The sequence below is a fragment of the Mesorhizobium sp. M3A.F.Ca.ET.080.04.2.1 genome, from assembly GCF_003952525.1.
Classification (GTDB): Bacteria; Pseudomonadota; Alphaproteobacteria; order Rhizobiales; family Rhizobiaceae; genus Mesorhizobium.
This window is the reverse complement of record NZ_CP034451.1, coordinates 2,163,874-2,186,062: the sequence shown is the minus strand read 5'-3', so window position 1 is coordinate 2,186,062 and position 22,189 is coordinate 2,163,874. Positions and strand designations below refer to the sequence as shown.

The window sequence follows — 22,189 nt, the reverse complement described above, 5'->3', positions numbered from 1 at the left end:
ACTCCCGGGAGGCAGCGCAACCACCGCCAGTGGTTGCGCTGCGATTTTTGGCCTCCAGCTATGAGGCAACCGCCCTGGGAGCTTCGATCTGCATCATCAGATCGTCGTCCCATTTTCCGTCGACCGTGAAGTGCGCGGTCGCCCCGAGTTCGACTGCCTCGATCAGATTGTGATTGACGTAGGCGTAGACGCCGGGCTGCAGGAATGTGTAGAGCGCCGCCCCTGCGGAACCGCCGCGGATGAACCAGGTCTCCATGTCCTTGGCAGGTGGGTTCGCGAACTTGCCACCTTCCCAGACGAAGTCACCGTGACCGCCGATCAGGTGCGGACGCGTGTCGCGATTGGCCTGCGAGTGAATGATGAGAACGGTCTCGCCGACGTTCGCCTTCATCGCGTTGTCGCCCATCAGCGATCCCGCGCCGCCGTTGAACACGACATGCGTCGGGATCAGGCCACGCATCACCTTCACGGTGTCGTCGTAGTTGTCACCGACGGAGTCGTATTTCTTGAACTTACCCTGCTCGTCGCGAGGGATGTAGAAGTCGTTCTCGCCGATGTAGTAGATGCGGTCGTAGCGGATGGCCTTGCCCTTGTTGTCCTTCAGACCGTCGCGGGGCAGCACCATCACCGCTCCGCTCATTCCCGACACGACGTGCCAGGGGATCATCGCCCCGCCAGGCGCGCAGTGATAGACGAACGTTCCGGTTCGCGTCGCCTTGAAGCGCAGCGTCACCTGCTCACCGGGGTTGATCAGCGTCAGCGCACCGCCGCCGAGAGCGCCCGTCGCCGCATGAAAGTCGATGTTGTGAGCGAGACTGTTGGTGTCGGGGTTGATCAGCGTGAGCTCGAGATAGTCGCCCTCATGCACAACCATGAGCGGGCCTGGGATGGAGCCGTTGTAGGTCATCGCGTTCAGCTGCGTGCCATCGGCGTCGATGACCATGGGCTTTTCCTCGATGGTCATAGTGAACTCGACGACCTTGGGGCCTCCCTTGGCCACCTGATCGTGAGGGTGCACCAAAGGCGGCGCGACCAGGGTCACCTTTTCGCGCGGCAGCCCGGCGACATCCTGTGCCTTGGCACCCGCCATGACCGGCGTCGCGCCGGTGGCAGCGACTGCGGCTGCGGTAAGAACAGAACCCAACAAAGCCTCGCGTCTGGTAAGCATCTCAGTCTCCCTTTGGTTTCGACCATTCGATGCCATTAGGATAGCGGTTGCGGCGGATACTTCTTTGCACCGGCGCAAATCCGTGCTCCTAAAATGATTTGTTTTTGAGGTGCTTGCGTGGCCCAAGAGTCGCAACGGGAGAGAGGGCAGCAACCAGCACACGCTGAGGCCATCGCATAGCATGGCCGACACAAAAGGCCGGACAGACCACTCCCCTGGTCTGCCCGGCCTGTGCCTTCGGCCCGCCATTGCCGAAGGCAGTCTCACATGGAAGTCACGTCAGTTGGACGCAACCTTGCTCGCTTCGGCGAGCAGTTCGGCGAACACGGTCTTGGCCTTGCCGACCTGCTTGACGGCCTCCGCCGCGGAGAGGTTGACCGGCTTGCCGACGAGGATCAGAGCCACCATACCCATGCCGTAGTGGGGAGCGCATTTCACGCCGTAGACACCTTCCTGGGTCAGCGTCACGTCCACTTCCTCATTGGGCTTGCCCTTGAACGGCTGGGCGCCGTCGGGGATCATGTCCTTGATGCTTTCGGCATTGTGAGACTTGTCGGTCGGAACGAACTTGATCGTGTCACCGGGTGCTGCCCGGACAAAGGCGGGCTGGAAGACCATCGAGCCTTTTTCGCCCTTGTTCAGCATCTGCACTACGTGTTCTTCGGCATTTGCCGCGCCAGCGATTGAGAGCAAGGCGATCGCCGCGGCAATCAGGGGCAGTTTCATTGGAGAATTCCTTTCTTAATTTCACCACGGCACTAACCGTGGCGCCTTTGTAGTTCATGAGACGACTTGGCGATTTGCGCTGGCGCAAATTGCTAGACGAAATGATCGGTGCAGATCCGGGGTGGAAATTGAGCAGCGGGGCCTTGCCCGCCTATCTCGAATTCTCACGGCGCCCGCCAACACGCGGCCGCATGAGCATGCCGCCAAACAGGATCGCATAGCCGGTGAAGGCGGCCACCCACAGCGCTGCCGAGATGTGCAGGAGGATTGCGAAGGAGGGCGCCAAGCCGGCGGCCACGCGCAGGATTGCAGCGACGACGATTGCAACGAAAACCGCGCATGTTCCGCCGCTTGCTTTCAATTCACGACCGGTGTGGCCGAAGGTGGCGCGGGTCATGACGGCAAGCGTCATGCAGGCGATCGCCCCCACCGCCAATGCGTGGATCCCTGCCGCCATGGGAATGGTTTCGGGGGCGAAGGCAGACAGCCCGGCAAGCAGAAGCCCAACGGGCACAAAGGCGAACGCGATGTGCAGGATCAAAACCAAGGGATCGGGCAGTGTCCGGGCGCCCGCCCAGCGGGCGAGCCGGGCCGCATTGAAGACCGCACCGGTGATCAGCAGAGCGCCAGTTCCTGTGGCGTCGGGAAAAATGGTCCATGCCGCAAGCCCGACCGCAGAAAGGGCGATGGTTGCGATATCGAATCTGCCGAACGATGCTGGCAGCCGGCCCGGCTTCTCGCGAACCAGCCAATTGCGGGTGAAGCTCGGAATGATACGGCCGCCAATGATCATGACGAGGATGACCACTGCGCCCAGACCGAGACGGCGGCTCGCGTCTGAAACCCCGTCGTAGTGAGCTTCGACATGAAACATGGCATTTGCCGCCAGAAGGGTCGCAACCGGCAGCAGCACCTTGAGGTTCCGCCAGTTTCGACCGGCGATGATTTCCGTGGCGGCTGCAACGACCACGGCAAGAGAAGAGAGCAGTCCATGACTGCGGCCAGGAGTCAGCCGGTCTCCTGCGAAAAGAACACGGCAATCCGGCCCATGATCCAGAGCGATACCAGCACCAGCAAACGAAAGTCCTGGACGGGCAATCGTCCGGTCCAGTTCGGAATCGCGGTGAGCAGGAATCCCGTAACGACAGCTGTCAGATAGCCAAACAGCAGTTCGTGAATGTGCCAATCCACAGGCACCAACAGGCTGAGCGTCGCGAGCTTGCCGTAGTAGAGAGGCAACCACAAAAGCATGGCGACGCCGGCTTGCAGCGAGCCGAGCAGAAAGAAGGGCCGGAAGCCGTAGGAGAGAATTGCAGGATAAGCGCTTGGCTGTGTCCGCGGAATTGCCATCATATGCCTCTCTGGAAGCGGGCAGGATGCCCATCTTGCTCTTCTATCCGGTGTGCGACGGATGAAGTTTGCCCCAGCGCAAACAAGGCCCGCGGACGACGTTGGACAGGAGGTGTCACCTTGTCGATAGGCGGTCGGCCGTGACACAGTCTGGCAAGGTGCGCGCGCGCCTCGTAGTGTCGAAGCCGGGGAGGACGGGCAGTTGGCAAATCTCGACCGATCGCTGATTGCCGGGCTGGATGTCTTCGAGAGCATGACTGCCGCGGATCTCGACCGGATAGTCGGGCAGGCGAGGTCCATGCGAATCGCCCGGGACCAGCCGGTTTTCGAGCAGGAGCAGGATGCGCATTCCTTCTTCCTGCTGCTCGATGGCCATGTGCGAGTCGTGAAATCCACCCCGGATGGGCATGAAGTCACCGTGCGGTACATTAGCCCGGGCGAGTTGATGGGGATCGCCAGCGCGCTGGGCCGGACCACCTACCCGGCAAACGCCATCGCCGCCGTTGACTGCGTGGTGCTCGCCTGGCCGAGCCAGCTCTGGCCCACATTCGCGACCAGTTTTCCGAATTTCAGCGCCAACACCTACAAAACCGTGGGCAGCAGGCTGCAGGACGCCCATACGCGCGTCATCGAAATGGCCACCGAGCAGGTGGAGCAGCGCGTCGCCCACGCGCTGCTCAAGCTCATCAAGCAATCGGGAAGGAAGACCGACGAAGGGCTCATGATCGATTTTCCGCTTTCCCGTCAGGATATTGCGGAAATGACAGGCACTACCCTTCACACCGTGAGCCGGCTGCTTTCGGCCTGGGAAGACCAGGGCCTGGTCAAGAGTGGGCGCCAGAGGGTGGTCGTGGTCGAACCCCACAAACTGCTTGTCGTCGCCGAATGTCGCACGCCGAAAGGCTAGTCCGGGCTATCCCGGTCCATGGCTGCCTCCAGATCGCGACGGAGCCGGTCCTCGTCCAGATCGTGCTCGCGTGCCGCATCCGAAATGGTGTGAAAGGAAGCGATCGGGCAACCGACGCAGAGCATGCGGTGCTGCAGGACGACACGGATCGCCGCCGGCCTGTCGCGCATGATCCCGTCCATTGTCGCATCGTCGTCGAGTTTGCGTTTCATGGCGCTTCTCCACTGCGGAGGCGGGCATGTTGCATCCTATTCCCGGGATGCTCGTTGCGCTAAGACAAAGAGCGCGCAGTTCGCTGTCGTCCCCGTTCACATTCGAACAGTGCAGATCGTCGATCGCGTCAGGAACCGCTTCTCCCGCCCATTGTCGAGCGAGAACATACCACCACGCCCTGGCACCACGTCGATAATGAGATCGGTATGCTTCCAGGCCTCGAATTGCGGTGCCCCGATATAGAACGGCATCTCGGCGATATAACCGAGCAGCACATCCTACTCGCTGACAATGAACCCGTCGCGCGGGTAGCACATGGGCGACGAGCCGTCGCAGCAGCCGCCGGATTGATGGAACAGCACCGGACCATGCTCGGCAACGATTTCGGCGACAAGCTCGAGGGCAGCCGGCGTTGCAGTGACCTTCGCTTGCATGGGCTTTCCCCAGCCTTCACTCTAGGCGCGGCTTCCTTTCGATGCCGCCCCTACGAGCCAGAGAGGCGATCAGAAGAAGCCGAGCTTCTTCGGGCTGTAGCTCACCAGCATGTTCTTGGTCTGCTGGTAGTGATCGAGCATCATTTTTGTGTGTCTCACGGCCGATCCCGGACTGCTTGTAGCCGCCGAACGCCGCATGCGCGGGATAGGCATGATAGCAGTTCGTCCAGACGCGTCCGGCCTGGATAGCGCGACCGAACCGGTATGCGCGGTTTCCGTCACGCGTCCAAATACCCGCGCCAAGGCCGTAAAGCGTATCGTTGGCGATCCCAAGCGCTTCATCATCGTCCTTGAAGGTCGTCACCGAAACCACCGGCCCGAAGATCTCCTCCTGGAAGATGCGCATCTTGTTGTGCCCCTTGAACACGGTGGGCTTGACGTAGTAGCCGCCCGCCAGATCGCCGGGCAGAAGATTGCGGGCTCCGCCGGTTAGCACCTCCGCTCCTTCCTGTCGGCCAATATCGATATAGGATAGGATCTTTTCCAGCTGCTCCGACGAGGCCTGCGCCCCGATCATCGTTGCCGGATCGAGCGGATCGCCTTGCACGATCGCCTCGACACGCTTGAGCGCACGCTCCATGAACCTGTCGTAGATCCCTTCATGGATCAGCGCGCGGCTGGGGCAAGTGCAGACCTCCCCCTGGTTCAGCGCGAACATGACGAAACCTTCGATTGCCTTGTCGAAGAAGTCGTCGTCCTCGGCGACAACGTCCTTGAAGAAGATGTTCGGCGACTTACCGCCAAGTTCCAGCGTGACCGGGATCAAATTCTGGCTGGCATATTGCATGATCAGCCGGCCCGTCGTGGTTTCGCCAGTGAAGGCGATCTTGGCGATGCGCGGCGAGGAGGCCAGCGGTTTGCCGGCCTCGAGGCCGAAGCCATTGACGATGTTGAGCACCCCCGGTGGCAACAGATCGGCGATAAGGCCTGCCCACAGCATGATGGCGGCGGGCGTCTGCTCGGCAGGCTTCAGCACCACGCAATTTCCGGCCGCCAACGCTGGAGCAAGCTTCCAGCATGCCATCAGCAGCGGGAAATTCCACGGTATGATTTGGCCGACCACACCAAGCGGCTCATGGAAATGATAGGCCACGGTGTCATCGTCGATCTGGGAAAGGCTGCCTTCCTGACTGCGTACAGCGCCGGCGAAATAGCGGAAATGATCAATGGCCAAGGGCAGGTCAGCCGCAGTCGTTTCGCGGATCGGCTTGCCGTTGTCCCAGGTTTCGGCGCATGCGAGCAGATCGAGATTTTCCTCCATGCGCTCGGCGATGCGGTTGAGGATAAGCGAACGCTCGGCTACGCTGGTGCGCCCCCAGGCATCCTTTGCCGCGTGCGCGGCGTCCAAGGCTGCTTCGATGTCCTGGGCATCCGAACGCGCTACCTCGCACAACAGCTGACCGTTCACCGGCGAGTGGTTCTCAAAGTAACGACCGGAGCGCGGCTCGGTCCATTTGCCGCCGATGAAATTTCCGTAACGCTTGTCGAAGGGAACCTTAACCGAGCGTGAGAATTCAACCTTGTTCATGCGTCTTCCTCCCAAAGCTGGCGCCGCGGAATGCGACGCTTCGAGGAGAAAGACTTGCGGGTTTCGCCGCTGTTGTCACCGCGTCGAACGCGGTGCCCGGCCAGGATGTGTCGCAAGATTGCGACACATCCTGCGAGGATTCTCGTAGTGCTCAGTGAGATCGGGGGACGTCCAGGCGATTGAGCTTCCGGTGAAGCGTCGCTCGGCTTATACCAAGCGCCTGGGCCGCAGCCGAGACGTTCCATCCGCCCGCGCCAGCGCGCGCTGCAGGACACCGCGCTCCGCCTGCGCGAGGACTTCAGCGCCTTTCTCCGCCCAGCCGAGCAGGTCGGCCGCGAGCATGGGCTTGTCGAAACACTTTTGGGTGATTCCAAGTGCAAGGCGCGCCGACCGGGTGGCCCCTACCACGAGGTCGTCACCATCGACGGCGATCAGTGCGCCGGAACCCTTGTCGGCGACTGGCGCCAGCAGTATCCGCGCCTTGGGGAACGCAAGCTTGAAATTCTCCGCTTCGATCCGGCGCGCTGCGTCGACCACCGCCACCGAGATTATGTTGACGAAAGCCTCAGTTAGATCGGCCCGGCAGGAAGACACGTCGAGCGCGGCGACAAGATCGCCCTGGTGATCGTAGATCGGAGCGGTGGTGCAACTCAGCCCCGTGTTGCGAGTATGAAAATGCTGATCGCGATGGATCGTCAGCGCGCGCTGCTCAACCAGACAAGTGCCGATGCCGTTGGTACCCTGGCTTTCTTCATTCCAGACGGAACCGGCCCACAACCCCCAGGAATGAAAGGTCTTGTCATCCGCTGGCGCGCCGCGCCGTTCGACCGGCACGCCCTCGCGGTCAGCCAGAAGGACGCAGCATCCTACGCCACCCACAGCAAGATAGAGCCGGTCGAGACTGGGTTGGGCAGCCCGGATGAGCGGTTCGACCGCGCCCCAGTTCCAGCTCCGTCAGGTAACGAGCCGGGCCGCGGTCGGCCGGATCGAGCCGATGCAAATTGGAAGACCGCCGCCAGGAGGCGACCAGCGCGGACGTCGCGGCCGCGTTCGAAGCGATAGCGGCCTGAATCTTGTCGGCATGATGATCGGCCAAATCCTCGTCCTCCCAGAGTTTGCCACGGCTCCCGATTTCTCAACCGGTCCGACTGAGAGCGGCGCCGTCCGGATGCAGTTTCTGATGCAATCAGCGCGCCCGTCAATTCGACAGAAGGACCAGGCAAAATGCGAGATGGGTGTTTTTTGGTCTACGAGGCCGCTGCATGGCCGGACGTTATCGAGACGGTTTAACGGACCAGCCGGGAACTGGTCGACACCCAGAATTCGCAACTCGCTTTCATTGTCGTCCAGAGTAATGCGCGCGGGCGACTGGCCGCATGACATCATTCTCCCATCGCAAGCAGCGTATCCCACTTGAGGATTTCGACGCTGCGCAGGCTGAGCAGCCGGATCACGCCTTTCTCCTTCAGGCGGGTGAAGACGCGCGAGACGGTTTCGATCGTGAGGCCGAGATAGTCGCCAATATCGATCCGCGACATCGGCAATTCCACCTGCCTGAGCTCGCCCTGGCGCTCCGAAATCTCGACCAGGAATGCAGCAACGCGCTCGATGGCGTTCTGACGGCCAAGCACGAGAAGATGCTCTTGCGCACGGGTAAGGCTCTTGAGAGCCAGGGGCAGGAGCTGGCGGGACATGTCCGTTCCCGCGGAGGCGCGAAAGACCCGCACGCCGGTTGAGTTGATCGCTTCGGCGAAGAAATGGTGCGTGGCATCGGCTTCGAAGCCGAAAGTCTCTCCCGCCAGATGGAATGCGCTGATCTGTCTACGGCCGTCGGCGAGCAGGCGGTAAACGCGGACCGCGCCGAATTCGACCTGGTAGAGAGCGCCCGCCTTTTCGCCTTGAGCGTAAATCTCGCTGCCTGCAGGGAAGAAGCTGACCGGCTGCACCGTCGCTCCTTCGAAGACTGGCGAGGGATCCTGCTGCGGCAGATAGGAGGACGGCAATTCAATCTTGGCGGAAGCTTGAGCGTGCATGAGCGTGATCCTGGTTGATCCGTGACAACAGCAATCGCGCAAATCCTCCCATGCCGAAATTCGGTTTGGTCCCTACGGGAAAATACTTAGCTTCGCTCTGGCGCGTTGGTCGAATGTCTTGCTCATACATCCCACAGCGATGCGCGGGGCGTTGTGACCGGCAACCGTCACGGTTTTCCTACTCCGGTCGTGCTGGCTTTCTTCTGCGCCGATTGGTGTGCGACTGCGCGACGGCGACCAATTCGGGCGTGATCGCCGGGGACGCAGTCTCTGCCCCGGCCGGGTTCAGCGGCCCCTGGATCTGGACGGTTGGGAATGGGAGTTCGATGCCCTGCTCCTTGAAGACCTGGCGGAGGCGTACATAGAATTTGCGTTTCATACCGAAGGCGCCTCCCGGTATGGTTTTGACCTTGACCCGCAATACGATGCCGTACTCACCGAACTCCTGCACGCCCTGCATCTTGATCGGTTCGAGCACCCAGTGTTTGAACTCGGGATCTTCCGCCAGTTCGAGGCCAATTCGCTTGATCAGCCTGCGAGCGAAGTCGATATCGGTGTCATAGCCGACGGTGATGTTGAATTTGTCGGTAACCCAGTCACGGCTCTGGTTCTGGACTGCCCCGAGTTCACCGAAAGGGATGGTGAACAGCGAGCCACGATGGTGCCGCAGCTTCACGGAGCGCAGCGAAAAGCTCTCCACGGTGCCCACATAACGGCCCGACGAGATGTATTCGCCAACACGAAACGCATCATCGAGCAGAAAAAATATGCCCGAGATGACGTCCTTGACTATGGTTTGCGCCCCAAATCCCACAGCGACGCCAACGACGCCGGCGCCGGCGATCAGCGGGCCGATCTGGATACCCATTGAGGCGAGCATCATCAGCACCGCCATCACGACGATCAATGCGAGCAGAATGTTTTGGATGATCGGCAAGAGCGTGTGCAGACGCGCCTGCTGCGGATCGACAATCGGCATCTCCTCGTCGCCGATCACCGCGTGCGGCGTCTCGAGGGAATCGAACGGGCTCCGGGGGTTTTGCACCCAACGACGCAGTACCCTCGGTCAGGGCCGCACCGCAGACCGGACCGGGCGGCCAGAGGATTGTTCCGTGACAGGGATCGTCTGTCGAACAGTTCGCCTTTGCCGAAACATAGGCGGCCCGCTCCGCTTATCGGAATCATAACACGGGCCTACTCCACCTTGGGGGTGGGGATGATTTCAATGACCGACATGAGGCGGGTAGGTTCGACATCGCCACCCCACATCACCTCGTCGACCTCCGGCGGAGTTGTCGGCTGGTACCGTCCAGAATGGACTATTCAAGGCCTGCACGTCGTAGGCCTTCGATATATCTGGCACGGTCCTCCGACCGTATCAGTGGGTGGTATTTTTCGACCCAGTCGATGCTGAGATTCGGCTGTAGACGTTTGCATTCGACGAGTCCTTGACGTGCGATTTCCAGATCACCGGCCAGTCCTGCGGCTGCTGTGAGTGTGCGCCAAGCGGTTCCAAAGTTTGGTCTCATCAGCACGGCCCGACGTTCAGCTCTTACCGCTTCGGCGTAACGGCCGGCGACTAGATGGCAAAGACCTTCGACCGAAAGATTCGCTGCTTGGGTTTGGTCAAGGGGGCTCAGTCGTCGTGCGATTTCGAGCTGGCGGAGACCATCTTCTGCAAGCCCGGCATAGCCGTACGCTACCCCCAAGATTATGTGGACGAATGCAAAGTTCGGGTTGCGCTGCAGTGCCTCGTTCAGTTCCTCCACCGCCGGCCCAAATCGTCTCGAAAACGCTGATATGTACCCTGCCGCGAAATGGGCCCATGGGTCGTCGGGATCGAGGTCTATCGCACCCTGGGCAAGCGCGAGGGCACTTGATATGCCTGGTTCAAACTCCAAATTGCCGGAAATTACACGGGTGGCGAAGGCCCACGCGAGTAGGCTGCGAGCGCGTGCATAGTGGGGATCGAGCTCAATCGCTCGCTTCAAGAGGCTGATGCCAGTGTCCTCGTCTTGGATAACCCATGTCCAGATATAAGGCATTGCTCGGACAACGCAGCCCCAGGCGTCGAGACTCTCCGGCGCCTTACTTTGAAGGCGAAGGCGTTCGGCTGCGTAAATCTGCGGCTCTATCGCGGCGACAACGCTATGAGTGATCTCGTCCTGCACGGCGAAAATATCAGAGGCGGGGCGGTCGTAGCGCTCTGCCCAGATGTGATTGCCGCTGGCCGCATCGATAAGCTGGCCAGTTACCCGCAATCGCTCACCCGCCTTGCGGACGCTGCCTTCCAGTACATAGCGAACATTCAGCTCGCGCGCGACCTGACGGATATCTGGCGCCTTGCCTTTGTACGCGAAGGATGAATTGCGCGCGATAACGAAGAAGCCCCGCAGCTTGGATAAGGCGGTGATGATGTCCTCCGCGATCCCGTCGCCGAAGTATTCCTGTTCGGGGTCGCCGCTCATATTCTGGAACGGGAGGACAGCAATCGACGGCTTGTCGGGCAGGGCCAGTTTTCCGCCGGAAGGGTCGGGCACTGTCGACACGCTTGCGATGTGACGGTCTAAGGCCACGCGATAGACTCGCACCGGCCGTGCAATGTTTTTGAGTTCTTTGTCGCCGATATCCTCGAAATCAACCTTGAGCTTGTCGCGCACTTGTTCATATGCCGCACCCGACAGGCAAATACCGTTAGGTTCGCCGATCCCTTGCAGACGGGCAGCAATGTTGACACCGTCGCCCATCAGGTCGCCATCGCCCTCCTCGACTACATCGCCAACATGGATTCCTATGCGAAACTCGATACGTCGATCAGGCGGCACCCCGGCGTTGCGTTCGAGCATGGCGTTCTGCACTTCGATAGCGCATCGGACGGCATCGACCACGCTACGGAACTCGACAAGGGCTCCGTCACCGGTGCGTTTCACCACGCGTCCGATGTGTACCGCGATGGTAGGATCAACCAGATCGCTGCGGAGCGCCCGCAGGCGCGCGAGAGTCCGATCTTCGTCCACGCCAGCCAGTCGGCTGTATCCGACGACATCGGCGGCCAGGATCGCCGCAAGCTTGCGGGTCTCGCTCATTTGCCCCTCCTTCCCTATCCGACATAGCACAGACTCATGGGCGTGGCTGCTCCGTTCGACTTTGACCCCATTGCGAGCATCGTCACTAGGCGCCATGTTCTCAATCGTGCCAAGTCGGCTTCACGAATTAGGGGAGAACTTGCATGGCTGATTTTAACGTCGGCTTCGTGATTTTCCCCAACATCACTCAACTCGACTTCACAGGCCCGTTTGAGGTCCTGAGCCGGCTTGCAACGCCGCCGTCGATCTCGGCTCGCAGCAAGTTCCCGCAGTCGAGCACCCACGTCGTCGCGAAGACAATGTTGCCCGTCGTGAGTGACCGCGGCCTTGGCATCATACCCACCTGCACTTTCGAAACTTGTCCCGCACTCGACCTCCTTTGCGTGCCAGGCGGCTCGGGCGTTGTGGAAGCGCTCGCCGATGCAGTGACGATCGACTTCATTCGCCGGCAGGGCGCGCACGCACAATTCGTGACATCGGTATGCATGGGTGCGTTTCTTCTTGGGGCAGCCGGACTGCTGAAGGGGCGGCGGGCATCGACGCATTGGGCCTATGTCGACCTATTGCCTCTGGTCGGCGCGCGTCACGAAAAGGCGCGTGTCGTGCGAGACGGCAACGTCTTCACGTCGGGTGGCGTCTCTGCAGGAATCGACTTCGCATTGAGCATCATTGCCGAACTTGCGGGGCCGGAGGTCGCGCAAGCCATCCAACTTGGGATTGAATACGACCCATCGCCCCCTTTCGATGCCGGCCATCCCGATAAGGCGTCCGAAGCGGCCACGACTCTGATGGTTCACCGCAACGAGGAGGCCCATGCGGGCATCAAGCGGGGGCTCGAGAAGTTTTCGTACAACTAAGATGTAGCCACCTCTTCGGGAGTGTGCCGCGCCTCACGGGAGGTAGCTGCCGGGGGGTACGACCTCACACTTTCGCCTGTCGAATTGCCCTCTGTAAGTGCCGCCAAGCCGGCCATGTCTGCTCCCAGATGATGGAAGGGGCCGGCGGAACGACCGACAAGCTGAAGGGTTTCGGGTGCCGTCAGGCGTACGAAAGTCTCTCATGCAGGAACCCGCGAGCAGCGGGCGGTGAGCTATGGGGATTTGTGTTTCGAGGTTTTCCAGCGGCTGTCGCGAACGTCCGCGTGCGGTGCTATCAGGGCGTCGAAGAAGTAGCTTCCGGCCAGGTCGGAGAGACTGTCGCGATGACGACGGTCGGGTTCGGGTACCGGGAGACCGGCGCCACAGCGAAGCGCACATGGCATCCCGTTGACCGGCGCCGGCGCGGCGCGGCCGTACGATCAACTTGGCCATGCCGGGTCATGGGGCGTTCTCCCGGTTTGGCGCTCTTGAGGCAGGCGGTTGCACGAGGCTGGCACCACCGTTCGAACCTCTCGATGACCACCATGCGTCCGCCGCAGCAAGAGCAAGGCGGGCGGACGTCAGCCGGTTCTTCCGGAATGTCGTCTTCAGGCGGCGGAGCAACGTTCAGCAGTTCGCGCGCGAGCGCGAGGCTGGCCTCACGGGCGGAGCCGGCGAGCAGCCCATAGTGACGGATTCGGTGGAACCCACGCGGCAGGACATGGAGCAGGAAGCGGCGGATGAACTCGTCGGTGGCGAGCGTCATGACATGCTGTCGGTCGGCGCCGTCGCGGCGATAGTCCTTGTAGCCGAAGGTGACGCCGTCCTCGTCGAAACGGATGAGGCGGCGGTTCGAGATGGTCGAGCGGCCCTGCCACCGCGTGGATCGTCCGGGTCGAGACCTTGGTGTAGAGCGCTGTCGTTTCGAGCTTGCTGTGCCCGAGCAGCACCTGAATGACGCGGATGTCGACATCCTGCTCGAGCAGGTGGGTGGCGAAGCTGTGCCGCAGCGTATGCGGGCTGACGCGCTTGCGGATGCCGGCGACTTCGGCGGCTTCCTGAACCGCGCGATGGAGTTGCCGCGACGAGATCGGATCGGTGCAACTGCGCCCCGGGAAGAGCCAGCCATGCGGAAGCATCACCCCGCGACGCCTGCCTTCGCGCCACCACAGCCGCAGCAGTTCCAAGAGTTGCGGCGAGAGCATGGCGTTGCGATCCCTGCGTCCCTTGCCCTGCTCGACGCGGATCAGCATGCGTGTGCTGTCGATAGCATTTCATCGAGCAAGGTGCCCGAGCAGGCGAGGGCGGTGGCGCTGGTCACCGATGCCTCCAACGCCTGCGTGCTGGCGCTCAGTCAGTCAGCCTCGCAGGCGGCGCTGTTCTCCGGTAGCACCAGCGTCAAGCTGAACGGCTGCTCGGTCATGTCCAACTCAACAGCCTCGGATGCCATTAAGGTGCAAGGGGCGTCCGGTCTGCAGGCTGACTGCCTAATCACGGTCGGCGGTATGGTGCTGAACAACCCAGTGACCACGCAATGCACATCGAAAATCACCCAGGCGCTGCCGGCGTCCGATCCCTTCTCCTCCCTGCCGGCGCCGACAGCCAGCGGCGGTTGCAAGAACGTTAACGGCACCAAAACGACGCAAACACTCCAGCCAGGGACTTACTGCAGTGGTATGAACCTCGGCGGCAACGTCATGTTCGCGCCGGGCGTCTATGTCCTTCAAGGCAATATGAAGATCAACGCGGGTGCAGTGATCTCGGGCAGTGGCGTCACCATCTATATGTCGGGCAGCAACACGGTGAGTATGAACGGCAACGCCACCGTGACGATGAGCGCGCCGACCTCCGGCACGTATTCCGGGGTACTGTTTTACGGCGACAGGACCGGCACCACTGCGCAGAGTACCTTCAACGGCACCGCCACTTCCTCGCTGACGGGAGCGATTTATTTTCCCAAGCAGCAGGTCAACTATCTAGGCAATTTCTCCGGTCAGAACGGCTGCACGCAGGTGGTAGCCGACACCATCCAGTGGTCCGGCAATTCCAACATCAACCAGGACTGTTCGAGTCTGGGAATGAAAGACATTCCGGCGACTACCTCCATTCGACTCGTTGAATAAGACTGAGCGTAGGGTCTGCGACACTCAGCCCGAAGTTCTCATCAGGAGATGGCATACGGCGGCGCGGAAAGCTCAACCGCACTATTGTAGGTGCGAATGGTTTAGGACCCTGGTTGCCGTAGTCGCTTCGCGCGAGCCGTTTCAATCCGGCTCCGTAGTCGTCCTGCAGTCAGCCGCGACTGGCCGCTCGGCTCATTGTTTCATTTCGGGACTCACTGTGCTGGCATACGTCTTGCAGGAGACCACGCATTCGTAACAATGATGGAATGGACAATTGCGATTGCTTGCTCAACCCGGGCGGAAGCCAGGCTCACCGAAATCCATATTCTCAGAGCCGCTGCAGCTTGATGCGGCACGGCTCGAACAGAGTGGGGAGGTGACCATCTCGATTGTTGCTGATGATATCTACTCAAAAAACTCCAAACAGCGCTATCAAATCATCTTGACAGAAGCTGAGCTGCGATTACTCGGCAATTTGCAGGCGCCCGAAGACAGCGCGAAGGGCAGAAAAGGGTATGACGCGGTTATCGCTTATTGACCTTTGGACTTTCCGGCCTGAAAACGCCTGGCCAGCACCGAGCGCAAAGGCAAGCTTGACGCGGGGAATGAAGAATTCAACAACGCCTTCTATGCGACTTCCGGAGCGCAAACGGGCAGACGTCGAGGGCACGTCATATGTTCCCGTATGCTTCCGCCGCTCATTCGCTCGAACCCAATTCTCAGAGGAACCTGCTGGTGTCTGGCAGATGGCGCCCAAGCCATCCCTGACCGGGCGGCGTGCTGGTGCGGTAGCTGCCGCTGCTTAGTGCATCGACGGATGGCCGAATTGGGCCGACATCGAAATGTCAGCTTCAGTCTCACAGATCCTTCAAAGAGCGGACATTTGGCTGGGCTCGGACATCGTCGGTGACCTGTGACTCGAACCAGCCACATCACGGGCAGCTGCGAATCTGACGTAGCGCCCCGGTCGACCCCGTCAGTCGTTGGCCAACGTTTGCGCCGCGGGGGCTCAGGGGGTATGATCTAGCAGTAAGATCGTCAACTCCTGAACTGGCCCGGCGGCTTCGGCTTCCGGGCCTTTTTCGGCTCAAATCGCGATCGAGGCCGCAACCGATGTCGACACTCGATACCCAGCGGTGAGCGCCAGTGCGCTGCCAACTCTGCCGCGGCGACGCGGCCGCGCCAACTCTACCGTGGCACCGTACGGCAGGAGACGCCATCCATCGACGCTAGCGGATTATGCTACTGCGGCAGTTGGCCTAAGCCGGTTAGAAACTTAGAAATGATAGTTGATGCCGATACGAACCGTGTCGAAATTGATGCGGTCCTGGGACGGATCCGGCGGGTTGGTGGTCGGGAAGGACGGCGTGCCAAGGTCGACATGCAGATATTCGGCCTTGAGCGATATCTGCTGGTTCATGGCCCATTCGACGCCGGCGCCAGCGCTCCAGCCCCAGCGTGTGTCGCTGTAGCTGCAAGACGGACCAATGCCGCATGCGCCGAGATCGGCCGAGCCCTTCACATGGCCGACGGCAAAGCCGCCTGTGGCGTAGGGAAGAAAATTCTCGAAAGCATAGCCTATGCGCGCCCGGCCGGTCCCGAACCAGTCCACCTTGGCGGTACAGCCCTCGATCCCGCACGGCGGCACAAAAGGAACCATGAGAACGCTGCCGTCCAAATCGGCATAACTGATGTCGGCTTCTGCACCGAAAACAAATTGACCTTGCTGCCAGTTGTAGCCGGCAGTCAACCCGCCAACAAAGCCGTTGGAATCGAAGTCAACCGAGCTTCCAAAGTAGTGATAGCTGTCGGACTTCCACCCGTAGCCGGCGACGCCGCCGATATAGGCACCCGACCAGTTGATGCCTTCAGCCGGGGCGACCTCCACCGCATCGGCGGCCATTGCGGACCCAGTCAGCAAAGCCAGCAGACCGGCAAACAAGAACGAAAGCGAGCGCATCGAAAAACCCCAGCAAAAAACCGACCTCCAACTTATCAGCGACTGCTGATCAGTGATGTATTATTTGTGCAACATGCCCAGCCTTTCGGTGCTGAACCGACACCCGTCAGGAATCGGGTTCGGAAACAGGACCCTGGGGCTTGCGGGCAACTCTGCCTGCCAGACAACTCCCCCAAGGTGACCCCAAGCTGGGCCCAGCTCGCAAATCCTGTGTCACACTACGATAAGCCGGCCGGCCGCCTAGGTTCCGATCCGGCGCCGTCGCTTTGAATGACTGCCAAAGGCAGTTGCTCCCGCTGTTCCGTGTCTTTTTTAGCGAGACGGCGCTCATTCCAAGCTTATCAAAGATCCGCCGCAGTAACGCCAGGTCAGAAGGGTTCGTAGATGCCACTGCAGGGCAACGTTTGGCATGGCGGCCGCGCTGACCCTAGGCAGTGTTTACATTCAGGATTCCCAATTTGGAGAAAGTCTGATTCATGTGTGGACGGCCCCCGTTGAGCAAGAAGATTCTGACAATGGCAATACTGAAGCGGTCAGGTTCATTCATGTGTTCGGCCTGTTTTTGTGCGGCCTCAGGCCGCTGGCCATGATGGTGTCGGTGGATCGGGCCCTCATCAAGCTGCCGCGCTGCGATGCGCGTTGAATCACTCAGGTTCTCCCGATCCCCGGCTTGACCGGATCTGCATCACTGATGTCGTTCTCTCCTGCCCAAACTGGATGTCATTTCGCGCGACCGTCGTTACCCTCGAGCCATTGACGGCGTCGCGCGGTAGTTTTCCTCACGCGCCATCACCGCCCAGGCGATCCGCGCTACCTTGTTGGCGACAGCGACTGTGACCAGCCGTGCCGGCTTACGCTCGAGCAACTGGTTCGCCCAGGTACTGACGGTCGTCGCTTTTCGCCGCGTGTATCGGATGACCGCCGTGGCGCCGACGACGAGGAGATGCCGTAAATAGCGATCTCCCATCTTCGAGATTCCTCCCATTCTGTCTTTGCCACCGGAGGAATGTTGTTTTGGAACAAGGCCGAGCCAAGCAGCGAATTGACGACCGGAGCGGAAGACTTTTGCGTCGACGACGGTGGCAGCGAGGGCGGTCGCCGTGATGAAGCCGATTCCGGGAATGGTTGAAAGCCGCCGGCAGACCTGGTTCGTGCGATACCACGCCAGAAGCTCGATCTCGATCTTCCGGATTTGTGCGCCAAGCCCTTCGATCGTTCGGGCGAGGAGGATAAGAACCTGTCGCGCCATCGCGGGGAGCGGCCCATCGCCCTTGTCAAGAGCTTCGATTAGACCACGGACATGGGCCCGGCCCTTCGGTGCGACGACGCCATACTCGGCCAGATGCGCCCGCATCGCGCTGATTTGCGCTGTGCGCTGCCGAACCAAGAGGTGGCGAGCCCGATGAAGCATCAGAATGCTCTGGGCATCCGCCGATTTGACAGCCACGAACCGCATTGTCGGTCGCGTCACCGCCTCGCAGATCGCTTCCGCGTCGGCCGCATCGTTCTTGTTGCGCTTGACGTAGGCCTTTACGTAAGCCGGCGGCATCAACTTGACCACATGCCCGAGTGCAATCAGCTCCCGCGCCCAATGGTGCGCCGTCGCGCAGGCCTCCATGCCGATGAGGCACGGCTGCATATCGCGAAGCAACGGAATAAGCTGATCGCGCCGAACTTTTCGACGGAGCACCGCGTTTCCTGCATTATCGACGCCGTGAACTTGAAAGACGTTCTTGGCGATATCCAATCCGATCGTGATAACTTGCATGCGGACGGTTCCTTCCCTCTGATGGTCCTTTGACAACGCCATCTTGGCACATTGCGATGCCGCTGGGTCGGGGGCCGTCCACCCCATCAAGCTGCTGGCTGGATGGAGGTCAGCATGGATGGACCGACAGGAATTGAATGACGCGGTTTGGGAACGGATAGCACCGGTGGTGTCGAAGCGGCGTTTGGGAAAGGCTTTTCAGTGCTTTGAACGATGACGCCGACTTTGAATACGTCCTCGTCGACAGCACCATCGTGCGTGCACACCAGCACAGTGCCGGTGCCCCAAAAAAAGCGATCGATCCGAAAGTCGGTTTGAAGCTCACGCGCTGGGACGCTCCAAAGGAGGGCTTAGCACCAAGGTTCACGCTGCAGCCGATGCTTTGGGCAACCCGATCCGCTTCATCCTGACCGGCGGCGAACGCAATGACATCACCCAGATCGAGGGGCTGCTCGAAGGGCTGAAGACGGGCCATGTCCTGGCCGACAAAGGCTATGACGGGCAACGCGCCATGGACGCCATAGCAGCTGCCGATGCCAAGCCGGTCGTGCCACGTCGCAAGACCACCGCCACATGGCGAACCTTTGATGCCGAAGGACACACACACCGGTCACCCGGTTGGGTACATCGCGGCGTGGTGACCTTGGGGCAGCAGCCGGGCCGCAGTAGGGCAGCAGGCATTCGGCAGCCCGTTCGATCTCATCGGCAGGGCTCATGCAAGCCATGGGGGCTGACCATGATTTTTCCTTCGCAGAGGGATACGCTCGGCGAGAAATTGGAGGCCGTAACGATGCGCCGCGCCGCGACCGTTACGAAGATGCCGCTGGCCAAAAAAACAGGTCGCGACGAGGCGCTGCCATGGTGGATGGCAGGTTCCGCAGTTGAAACACGAGATAAAGCCCGAGTGCACTGCCGCTGCCTCCGGCCAGTAGCGAAGTGAGCAAAGACGGGGAGCTGGCGCCAAGGGCACCCGCTCCCTTAGCATCCTGAACTCAATAATCGCCGTTATAATAGCGGTCGTCGCAGGGTGCGGTGTAGATACGGCCGTAGCGGTCCTGATAGCGGCAGAGCTGCTCGCCGCGGCGCTGCGGGGTGGTGGCGCTGCCGACGACGGCGCCAAGCAGTGCGCCGCTCGCCGCACCGATCACAGTGCTCTTGGTGTTACCGCCGATGGCCTGTCCGACAAGCGCGCCGCCAGCGCCGCCGATCAGCGCGCCGGTGGTGGCCCGCTGCTGGCCCTCGGTTTGTGTCTCGCATCCGGCAAGTGCAGCTGTCACAAGGACCGCTACGAAAATCTTCTTGATCATCATCTCCAGAACTCCTTCGAAGCCCCAAAGACCAAAAGAAACAGGGGCGTACCTGGCCGAACTGGGCTCGCATTGCGGCGGAACGGCGGCGCGCCTGCTCACGAACTGAGTCATGGTTTCCCGGCTGTTGAACAGCATGGTCGCCAAAATGGAAACGAGGCAGCAGAGTTGATGCCCTTCAGGATAACGATGGTGCAAGCCGCCGCTATTTTAGACAAACCTTAATTGCTAGCGGGCTGGTGCGGGCCAGCCGAAGTCCACTTTGGCGCGATTGCAACGCCGGCGGGTTGGGTAACATGGAAGTGGCGTTTTCCGAGGACGAGTGCCAAACCTGCGGCGGCACCCGCACAATGTTCGAATGCCCCAGATGGCGAAGCTCTAACGGACATTGCTGCCCCGCGGGCACGCATCAGCATGCTTTCCGGGCGTGAGCAGGCGCTGCATGGAGTGCGAAGGGACAGGCCCTGGGACGAGGAAAGACACGCAGTTTTCAGCTCGGCCGGCCTGCTAACTGTCTTGGAGCCTTCAGACGTACCTGGATAGTGGTGAGCGCGTCCTTATCGGCTATTACGTGCTCAGGCGATGTCGGCTCCGGAATGGGTTCGCCTTCCTCTATGAGCCCCTCGACATGAAAGGCGAGCGCACTCTCGGCGAGCCGATGCACTTCGGCGATTGTCCGGCCGGCAGTGACGACACCCGGGAAATCGGGAAAGGACAGCCCGAAGTCGCTGTTGTTTTCTTTGTGGATCACCCCAACGTATCGGCGGATGCCATCTCCATAGCTTGTCAACCGCCCCGGCGGGCCTATTTCAAGGCCGCGGGATGGGATCGGGCCGAATCCAACTCACTGCCCTGAGGCGGCGAAGTCGCTGGATCAAGCCATTCGTACGACGGCGCGAAGCGATGGACAAGGTTTCAGCGGCTCGCAACACCCCTCAAGTAAGGCGGGCGGTGGTCCGTGCAGCTCAATATCTGCGAATGTCCACCGAGCGACAGACCTACTCCATTGAAAACCAGAGAGATGCGATCCGCGAGTACGCGGCTCTCATGGGTTACGACATCGTCGCCACATACGAGGATGCCGGCAGAAGCGGCCTCAACATCGAAGGGCGCCCGGCTCTGCGGCGGCTGCTGGCGGATGTCGAAAGTGGGCAAGCCGATTTCGAAACTGTCGTCGTCTACGACGTGAGCCGTTGGGGCCGCTTCCAGAACATCGATGAAAGCGCTTCCTACGAATACCGGTGCCAAAGGGCCGGCGTGCGGATCGAGTTCTGCGCCGAGCAATTCGCAAATGACGGCAGCGTCGGATCGGACGTGCTGAAGGCCATCAAGCGCAGCATGGCTGCCGAATAGAGCCGCATGCTCTCGCAAAAAACCTTCATCGGTCAAACTCGGGTCGTCAAAATGGGTTTCCGTGGAGGCGGGCACGCCGGATATGGCTTTCGGCGTCGACCAGCATCTCCTCGTTGCTGATGCGGGAGGCGCGCGCCTGTGCGACGGCTCGGGCACGCTCGAACAGCTTGCGGCTGACGAGCGGCGTCGACACGTTCGCCGCGCGGATCCATGCGCTCGGAGGATTTTTCACCCGGTTGCGATGAAGCCTTTCGGAAGTTCGGTTCCAGACATTGTTGCCGATGTATTTCTCGTGGGTGAGTATCGAGCGCACTGAAGCGATCGTCCATGGCTGGTCCAGGTCCGTGAGGACGCCGCGCTGGTTCAACGCTCTGGCGATCTCGACTTCCAGCTTGCCCTTTACAAACTGCTTGAAGATCCAGCGGACGATTTCAATCTCTGATTCCGGGCCGGGCACGAGCACGACGCGGTCCGTCGCCAGCGACTTCCACTCATGGCGTTTGAGGATGGCTTTGGGCTTGCCTGATGCGTCCACCAGGAGGCCTTTCCAGGCTTCTGGAAGAGCGAGGATCGCTGTCGGGCTCGATCATCAACGCTGCGCCCGACTGTCCGCCGAGAAGCCTTTACATTCATCGCTTCGGGAGCCTGCAGGCGGCTTACCACCTGGTCGGATACGAGGCCTCGGCGAATTACCGCTATTTCAATGTCAACACCCAGCTTCATCGGCGCCGGCTCGAGATCATTGAGGATCTTGTAACGGCCATCGGCCAGGCGGGCGGGCAGGCTCATTACGACTCCAAGGCCAAGCTTGTGACGGTCAATAAGGAATTCAACATCGCGGTGTGGATCGCCCGCTGCCGGCCCTCGACTTACGGCTATCCTCACTGGCCATTCCACAAACGGCGGCTCCTCGGGGGCGACATTTCGGTGCTGATCAGGATGTTGCCCGACAATGTCACGGTGCGCGACTTTTTGATCGTGCCGGCATGGGAGGCGGAGCGCGCTGCGCCCATGCTGTCCCCTAACAACGGCGTACGCCTTGACGCCTTCCTGTTCCAGTCGCTGGATCCTTTGGTGGACATGGCAAAACGCGCGCCGATTGAGGGAGGCGGATGACGCAAGCCTCTCCGATCCTGAAGAGCAATCGGCACGCAATTCATCTGACCGGCGATTTGCGCGAGCCCGCAGGCCCACTGCACAAATACGTATTTCTTGTCACCCACAAGAATCTGAACGACCGAATGCAGTGTTATCCGCGAGGCGAATGCGTCATGGGAGCGGCTGCAGAGCGTCGTTGAAGCGCTCCGGCAGCTGCT

At 60.8% G+C, this 22,189-nt stretch carries 19 protein-coding genes and 7 pseudogenes; 8 read left to right on the top strand and 18 right to left on the bottom strand.

Annotated elements, in window-relative coordinates:
- Positions 1 to 58: 58 nt before the first annotated feature.
- From nirK to EJ074_RS30725, 4 genes are all read right to left on the bottom strand, one after another.
- A complete protein-coding gene (nirK, locus tag EJ074_RS10595) occupies positions 59 to 1,168 on the bottom strand; it encodes a copper-containing nitrite reductase (protein ID WP_129553296.1) in 1,110 nt (369 codons plus the stop codon).
- A gap of 279 nt (positions 1,169 to 1,447) precedes the next feature.
- Positions 1,448 to 1,894 (bottom strand): pseudoazurin, encoded by a 447-nt coding sequence (locus EJ074_RS10590; protein ID WP_129553295.1) that lies wholly within the window; start codon positions 1,892 to 1,894, stop codon positions 1,448 to 1,450.
- A gap of 151 nt (positions 1,895 to 2,045) precedes the next feature.
- On the bottom strand, positions 2,046 to 2,864 hold the full coding sequence (locus EJ074_RS10585) for an NnrS family protein (RefSeq protein WP_348627025.1): 819 nt from the start codon (positions 2,862 to 2,864) through the stop codon (positions 2,046 to 2,048).
- Between the two features lie 38 nt (positions 2,865 to 2,902).
- Positions 2,903 to 3,247, bottom strand: a complete 345-nt coding sequence (locus EJ074_RS30725; RefSeq protein WP_348627004.1) for an NnrS family protein — start codon at positions 3,245 to 3,247, stop codon at positions 2,903 to 2,905.
- Between the two features lie 199 nt (positions 3,248 to 3,446).
- Between EJ074_RS30725 and EJ074_RS10580 the strand changes: the two genes are divergently transcribed.
- A complete protein-coding gene (locus EJ074_RS10580) occupies positions 3,447 to 4,151 on the top strand; it encodes a Crp/Fnr family transcriptional regulator (RefSeq protein ID WP_129553294.1) in 705 nt (234 codons plus the stop codon).
- On the opposite strand, the gene EJ074_RS10575 is transcribed toward EJ074_RS10580, so the two are convergent.
- The 7 genes and pseudogenes from EJ074_RS10575 to EJ074_RS10545 all read right to left on the bottom strand — a co-directional run bounded on the left by EJ074_RS10575 (position 4,148) and on the right by EJ074_RS10545 (position 11,505).
- The gene (locus EJ074_RS10575) at positions 4,148 to 4,363 is read right to left on the bottom strand and encodes a DUF1858 domain-containing protein (RefSeq protein ID WP_129553293.1); all 216 of its coding nucleotides are present in this window, start codon (positions 4,361 to 4,363) and stop codon (positions 4,148 to 4,150) included. The two genes, EJ074_RS10580 and EJ074_RS10575, sit on opposite strands and share 4 nt — an antisense overlap.
- A 96-nt stretch (positions 4,364 to 4,459) precedes the next feature.
- Positions 4,460 to 4,798: pseudogene (locus EJ074_RS10570) on the bottom strand (DUF779 domain-containing protein).
- 69 nt (positions 4,799 to 4,867) lie between these two features.
- Positions 4,868 to 6,386: pseudogene (gene adh / locus EJ074_RS10565) on the bottom strand (aldehyde dehydrogenase).
- A gap of 151 nt (positions 6,387 to 6,537) precedes the next feature.
- Positions 6,538 to 7,482, bottom strand: a pseudogene (locus EJ074_RS10560) (GAF domain-containing protein).
- A gap of 286 nt (positions 7,483 to 7,768) precedes the next feature.
- Positions 7,769 to 8,419: a helix-turn-helix domain-containing protein gene (locus tag EJ074_RS10555; RefSeq protein WP_129553292.1), complete on the bottom strand. Its 651-nt coding sequence runs from the start codon at positions 8,417 to 8,419 to the stop codon at positions 7,769 to 7,771.
- 178 nt (positions 8,420 to 8,597) lie between these two features.
- Positions 8,598 to 9,386, bottom strand: a pseudogene (locus EJ074_RS10550) (mechanosensitive ion channel family protein); the annotation flags it as partial.
- Positions 9,387 to 9,738: 352 nt separating this feature from the next.
- On the bottom strand, positions 9,739 to 11,505 hold the full coding sequence (locus tag EJ074_RS10545; protein WP_165349906.1) for an adenylate/guanylate cyclase domain-containing protein: 1,767 nt from the start codon (positions 11,503 to 11,505) through the stop codon (positions 9,739 to 9,741).
- 143 nt (positions 11,506 to 11,648) lie between these two features.
- On the opposite strand from EJ074_RS10545, the gene EJ074_RS10540 reads away from it, so the two are divergent.
- Positions 11,649 to 12,362 carry a DJ-1/PfpI family protein gene (locus tag EJ074_RS10540; protein WP_129553290.1) on the top strand — a complete coding sequence of 238 codons (714 nt, stop codon included), beginning with the start codon at positions 11,649 to 11,651 and terminating at the stop codon, positions 12,360 to 12,362.
- A 673-nt stretch (positions 12,363 to 13,035) separates the two neighbouring features.
- Here the strand turns inward: EJ074_RS10540 and EJ074_RS30185 are convergent.
- Both EJ074_RS30185 and EJ074_RS30180 read right to left on the bottom strand, forming a co-directional pair.
- Positions 13,036 to 13,221: pseudogene (locus EJ074_RS30185) on the bottom strand (transposase); the annotation flags it as partial.
- A gap of 97 nt (positions 13,222 to 13,318) precedes the next feature.
- Positions 13,319 to 13,615 (bottom strand): annotated as a pseudogene (locus tag EJ074_RS30180) (tyrosine-type recombinase/integrase); the annotation flags it as partial.
- 54 nt (positions 13,616 to 13,669) lie between these two features.
- Here EJ074_RS30180 and EJ074_RS10525 point away from each other — a divergent pair.
- Positions 13,670 to 14,485, top strand: a complete 816-nt coding sequence (locus EJ074_RS10525; RefSeq protein ID WP_348627003.1) for a hypothetical protein — start codon at positions 13,670 to 13,672, stop codon at positions 14,483 to 14,485.
- A 280-nt stretch (positions 14,486 to 14,765) separates the two neighbouring features.
- On the top strand, positions 14,766 to 15,023 hold the full coding sequence (locus EJ074_RS10520) for a hypothetical protein (protein ID WP_129553289.1): 258 nt from the start codon (positions 14,766 to 14,768) through the stop codon (positions 15,021 to 15,023).
- Positions 15,024 to 15,761: 738 nt separating this feature from the next.
- Here the strand turns inward: EJ074_RS10520 and EJ074_RS10515 are convergent.
- Positions 15,762 to 16,445 carry an outer membrane protein gene (locus EJ074_RS10515; RefSeq protein ID WP_129553288.1) on the bottom strand — a complete coding sequence of 228 codons (684 nt, stop codon included), beginning with the start codon at positions 16,443 to 16,445 and terminating at the stop codon, positions 15,762 to 15,764.
- A 409-nt stretch (positions 16,446 to 16,854) separates the two neighbouring features.
- Here EJ074_RS10515 and EJ074_RS10510 point away from each other — a divergent pair, with 409 nt between their 5' ends.
- On the top strand, positions 16,855 to 17,088 hold the full coding sequence (locus EJ074_RS10510; RefSeq protein WP_129553287.1) for a hypothetical protein: 234 nt from the start codon (positions 16,855 to 16,857) through the stop codon (positions 17,086 to 17,088).
- Positions 17,089 to 17,184: 96 nt separating this feature from the next.
- On the opposite strand, the gene EJ074_RS10505 is transcribed toward EJ074_RS10510, so the two are convergent.
- The gene (locus tag EJ074_RS10505; protein ID WP_127863028.1) at positions 17,185 to 18,213 is read right to left on the bottom strand and encodes an IS110 family transposase; all 1,029 of its coding nucleotides are present in this window, start codon (positions 18,211 to 18,213) and stop codon (positions 17,185 to 17,187) included.
- Between the two features lie 229 nt (positions 18,214 to 18,442).
- On the opposite strand from EJ074_RS10505, the gene EJ074_RS10500 reads away from it, so the two are divergent.
- On the top strand, positions 18,443 to 19,153 hold the full coding sequence (locus EJ074_RS10500) for a transposase (RefSeq protein WP_348627024.1): 711 nt from the start codon (positions 18,443 to 18,445) through the stop codon (positions 19,151 to 19,153).
- A 52-nt stretch (positions 19,154 to 19,205) separates the two neighbouring features.
- On the opposite strand, the gene EJ074_RS10495 is transcribed toward EJ074_RS10500, so the two are convergent.
- Together EJ074_RS10495 and EJ074_RS10490 are read right to left on the bottom strand one after the other, a co-directional pair.
- Positions 19,206 to 19,523 carry a YMGG-like glycine zipper-containing protein gene (locus EJ074_RS10495; RefSeq protein WP_095809067.1) on the bottom strand — a complete coding sequence of 106 codons (318 nt, stop codon included), beginning with the start codon at positions 19,521 to 19,523 and terminating at the stop codon, positions 19,206 to 19,208.
- 487 nt (positions 19,524 to 20,010) lie between these two features.
- The gene (locus EJ074_RS10490) at positions 20,011 to 20,271 is read right to left on the bottom strand and encodes a type II toxin-antitoxin system HicB family antitoxin (RefSeq protein ID WP_245454827.1); all 261 of its coding nucleotides are present in this window, start codon (positions 20,269 to 20,271) and stop codon (positions 20,011 to 20,013) included.
- A 152-nt stretch (positions 20,272 to 20,423) separates the two neighbouring features.
- Here EJ074_RS10490 and EJ074_RS10485 point away from each other — a divergent pair.
- A pseudogene (locus EJ074_RS10485) lies at positions 20,424 to 20,969 on the top strand (recombinase family protein); the annotation flags it as partial.
- Here the strand turns inward: EJ074_RS10485 and EJ074_RS10480 are convergent.
- On the bottom strand, positions 20,920 to 21,330 hold the full coding sequence (locus EJ074_RS10480; protein WP_245454870.1) for a recombinase family protein: 411 nt from the start codon (positions 21,328 to 21,330) through the stop codon (positions 20,920 to 20,922). The pseudogene EJ074_RS10485 and the gene EJ074_RS10480 sit on opposite strands and share 50 nt — an antisense overlap.
- A 68-nt stretch (positions 21,331 to 21,398) precedes the next feature.
- Between EJ074_RS10480 and EJ074_RS10475 the strand changes: the two genes are divergently transcribed.
- A complete protein-coding gene (locus tag EJ074_RS10475; protein ID WP_129553284.1) occupies positions 21,399 to 21,989 on the top strand; it encodes a hypothetical protein in 591 nt (196 codons plus the stop codon).
- The last annotated feature ends 200 nt before the right edge of the window (positions 21,990 to 22,189 follow it).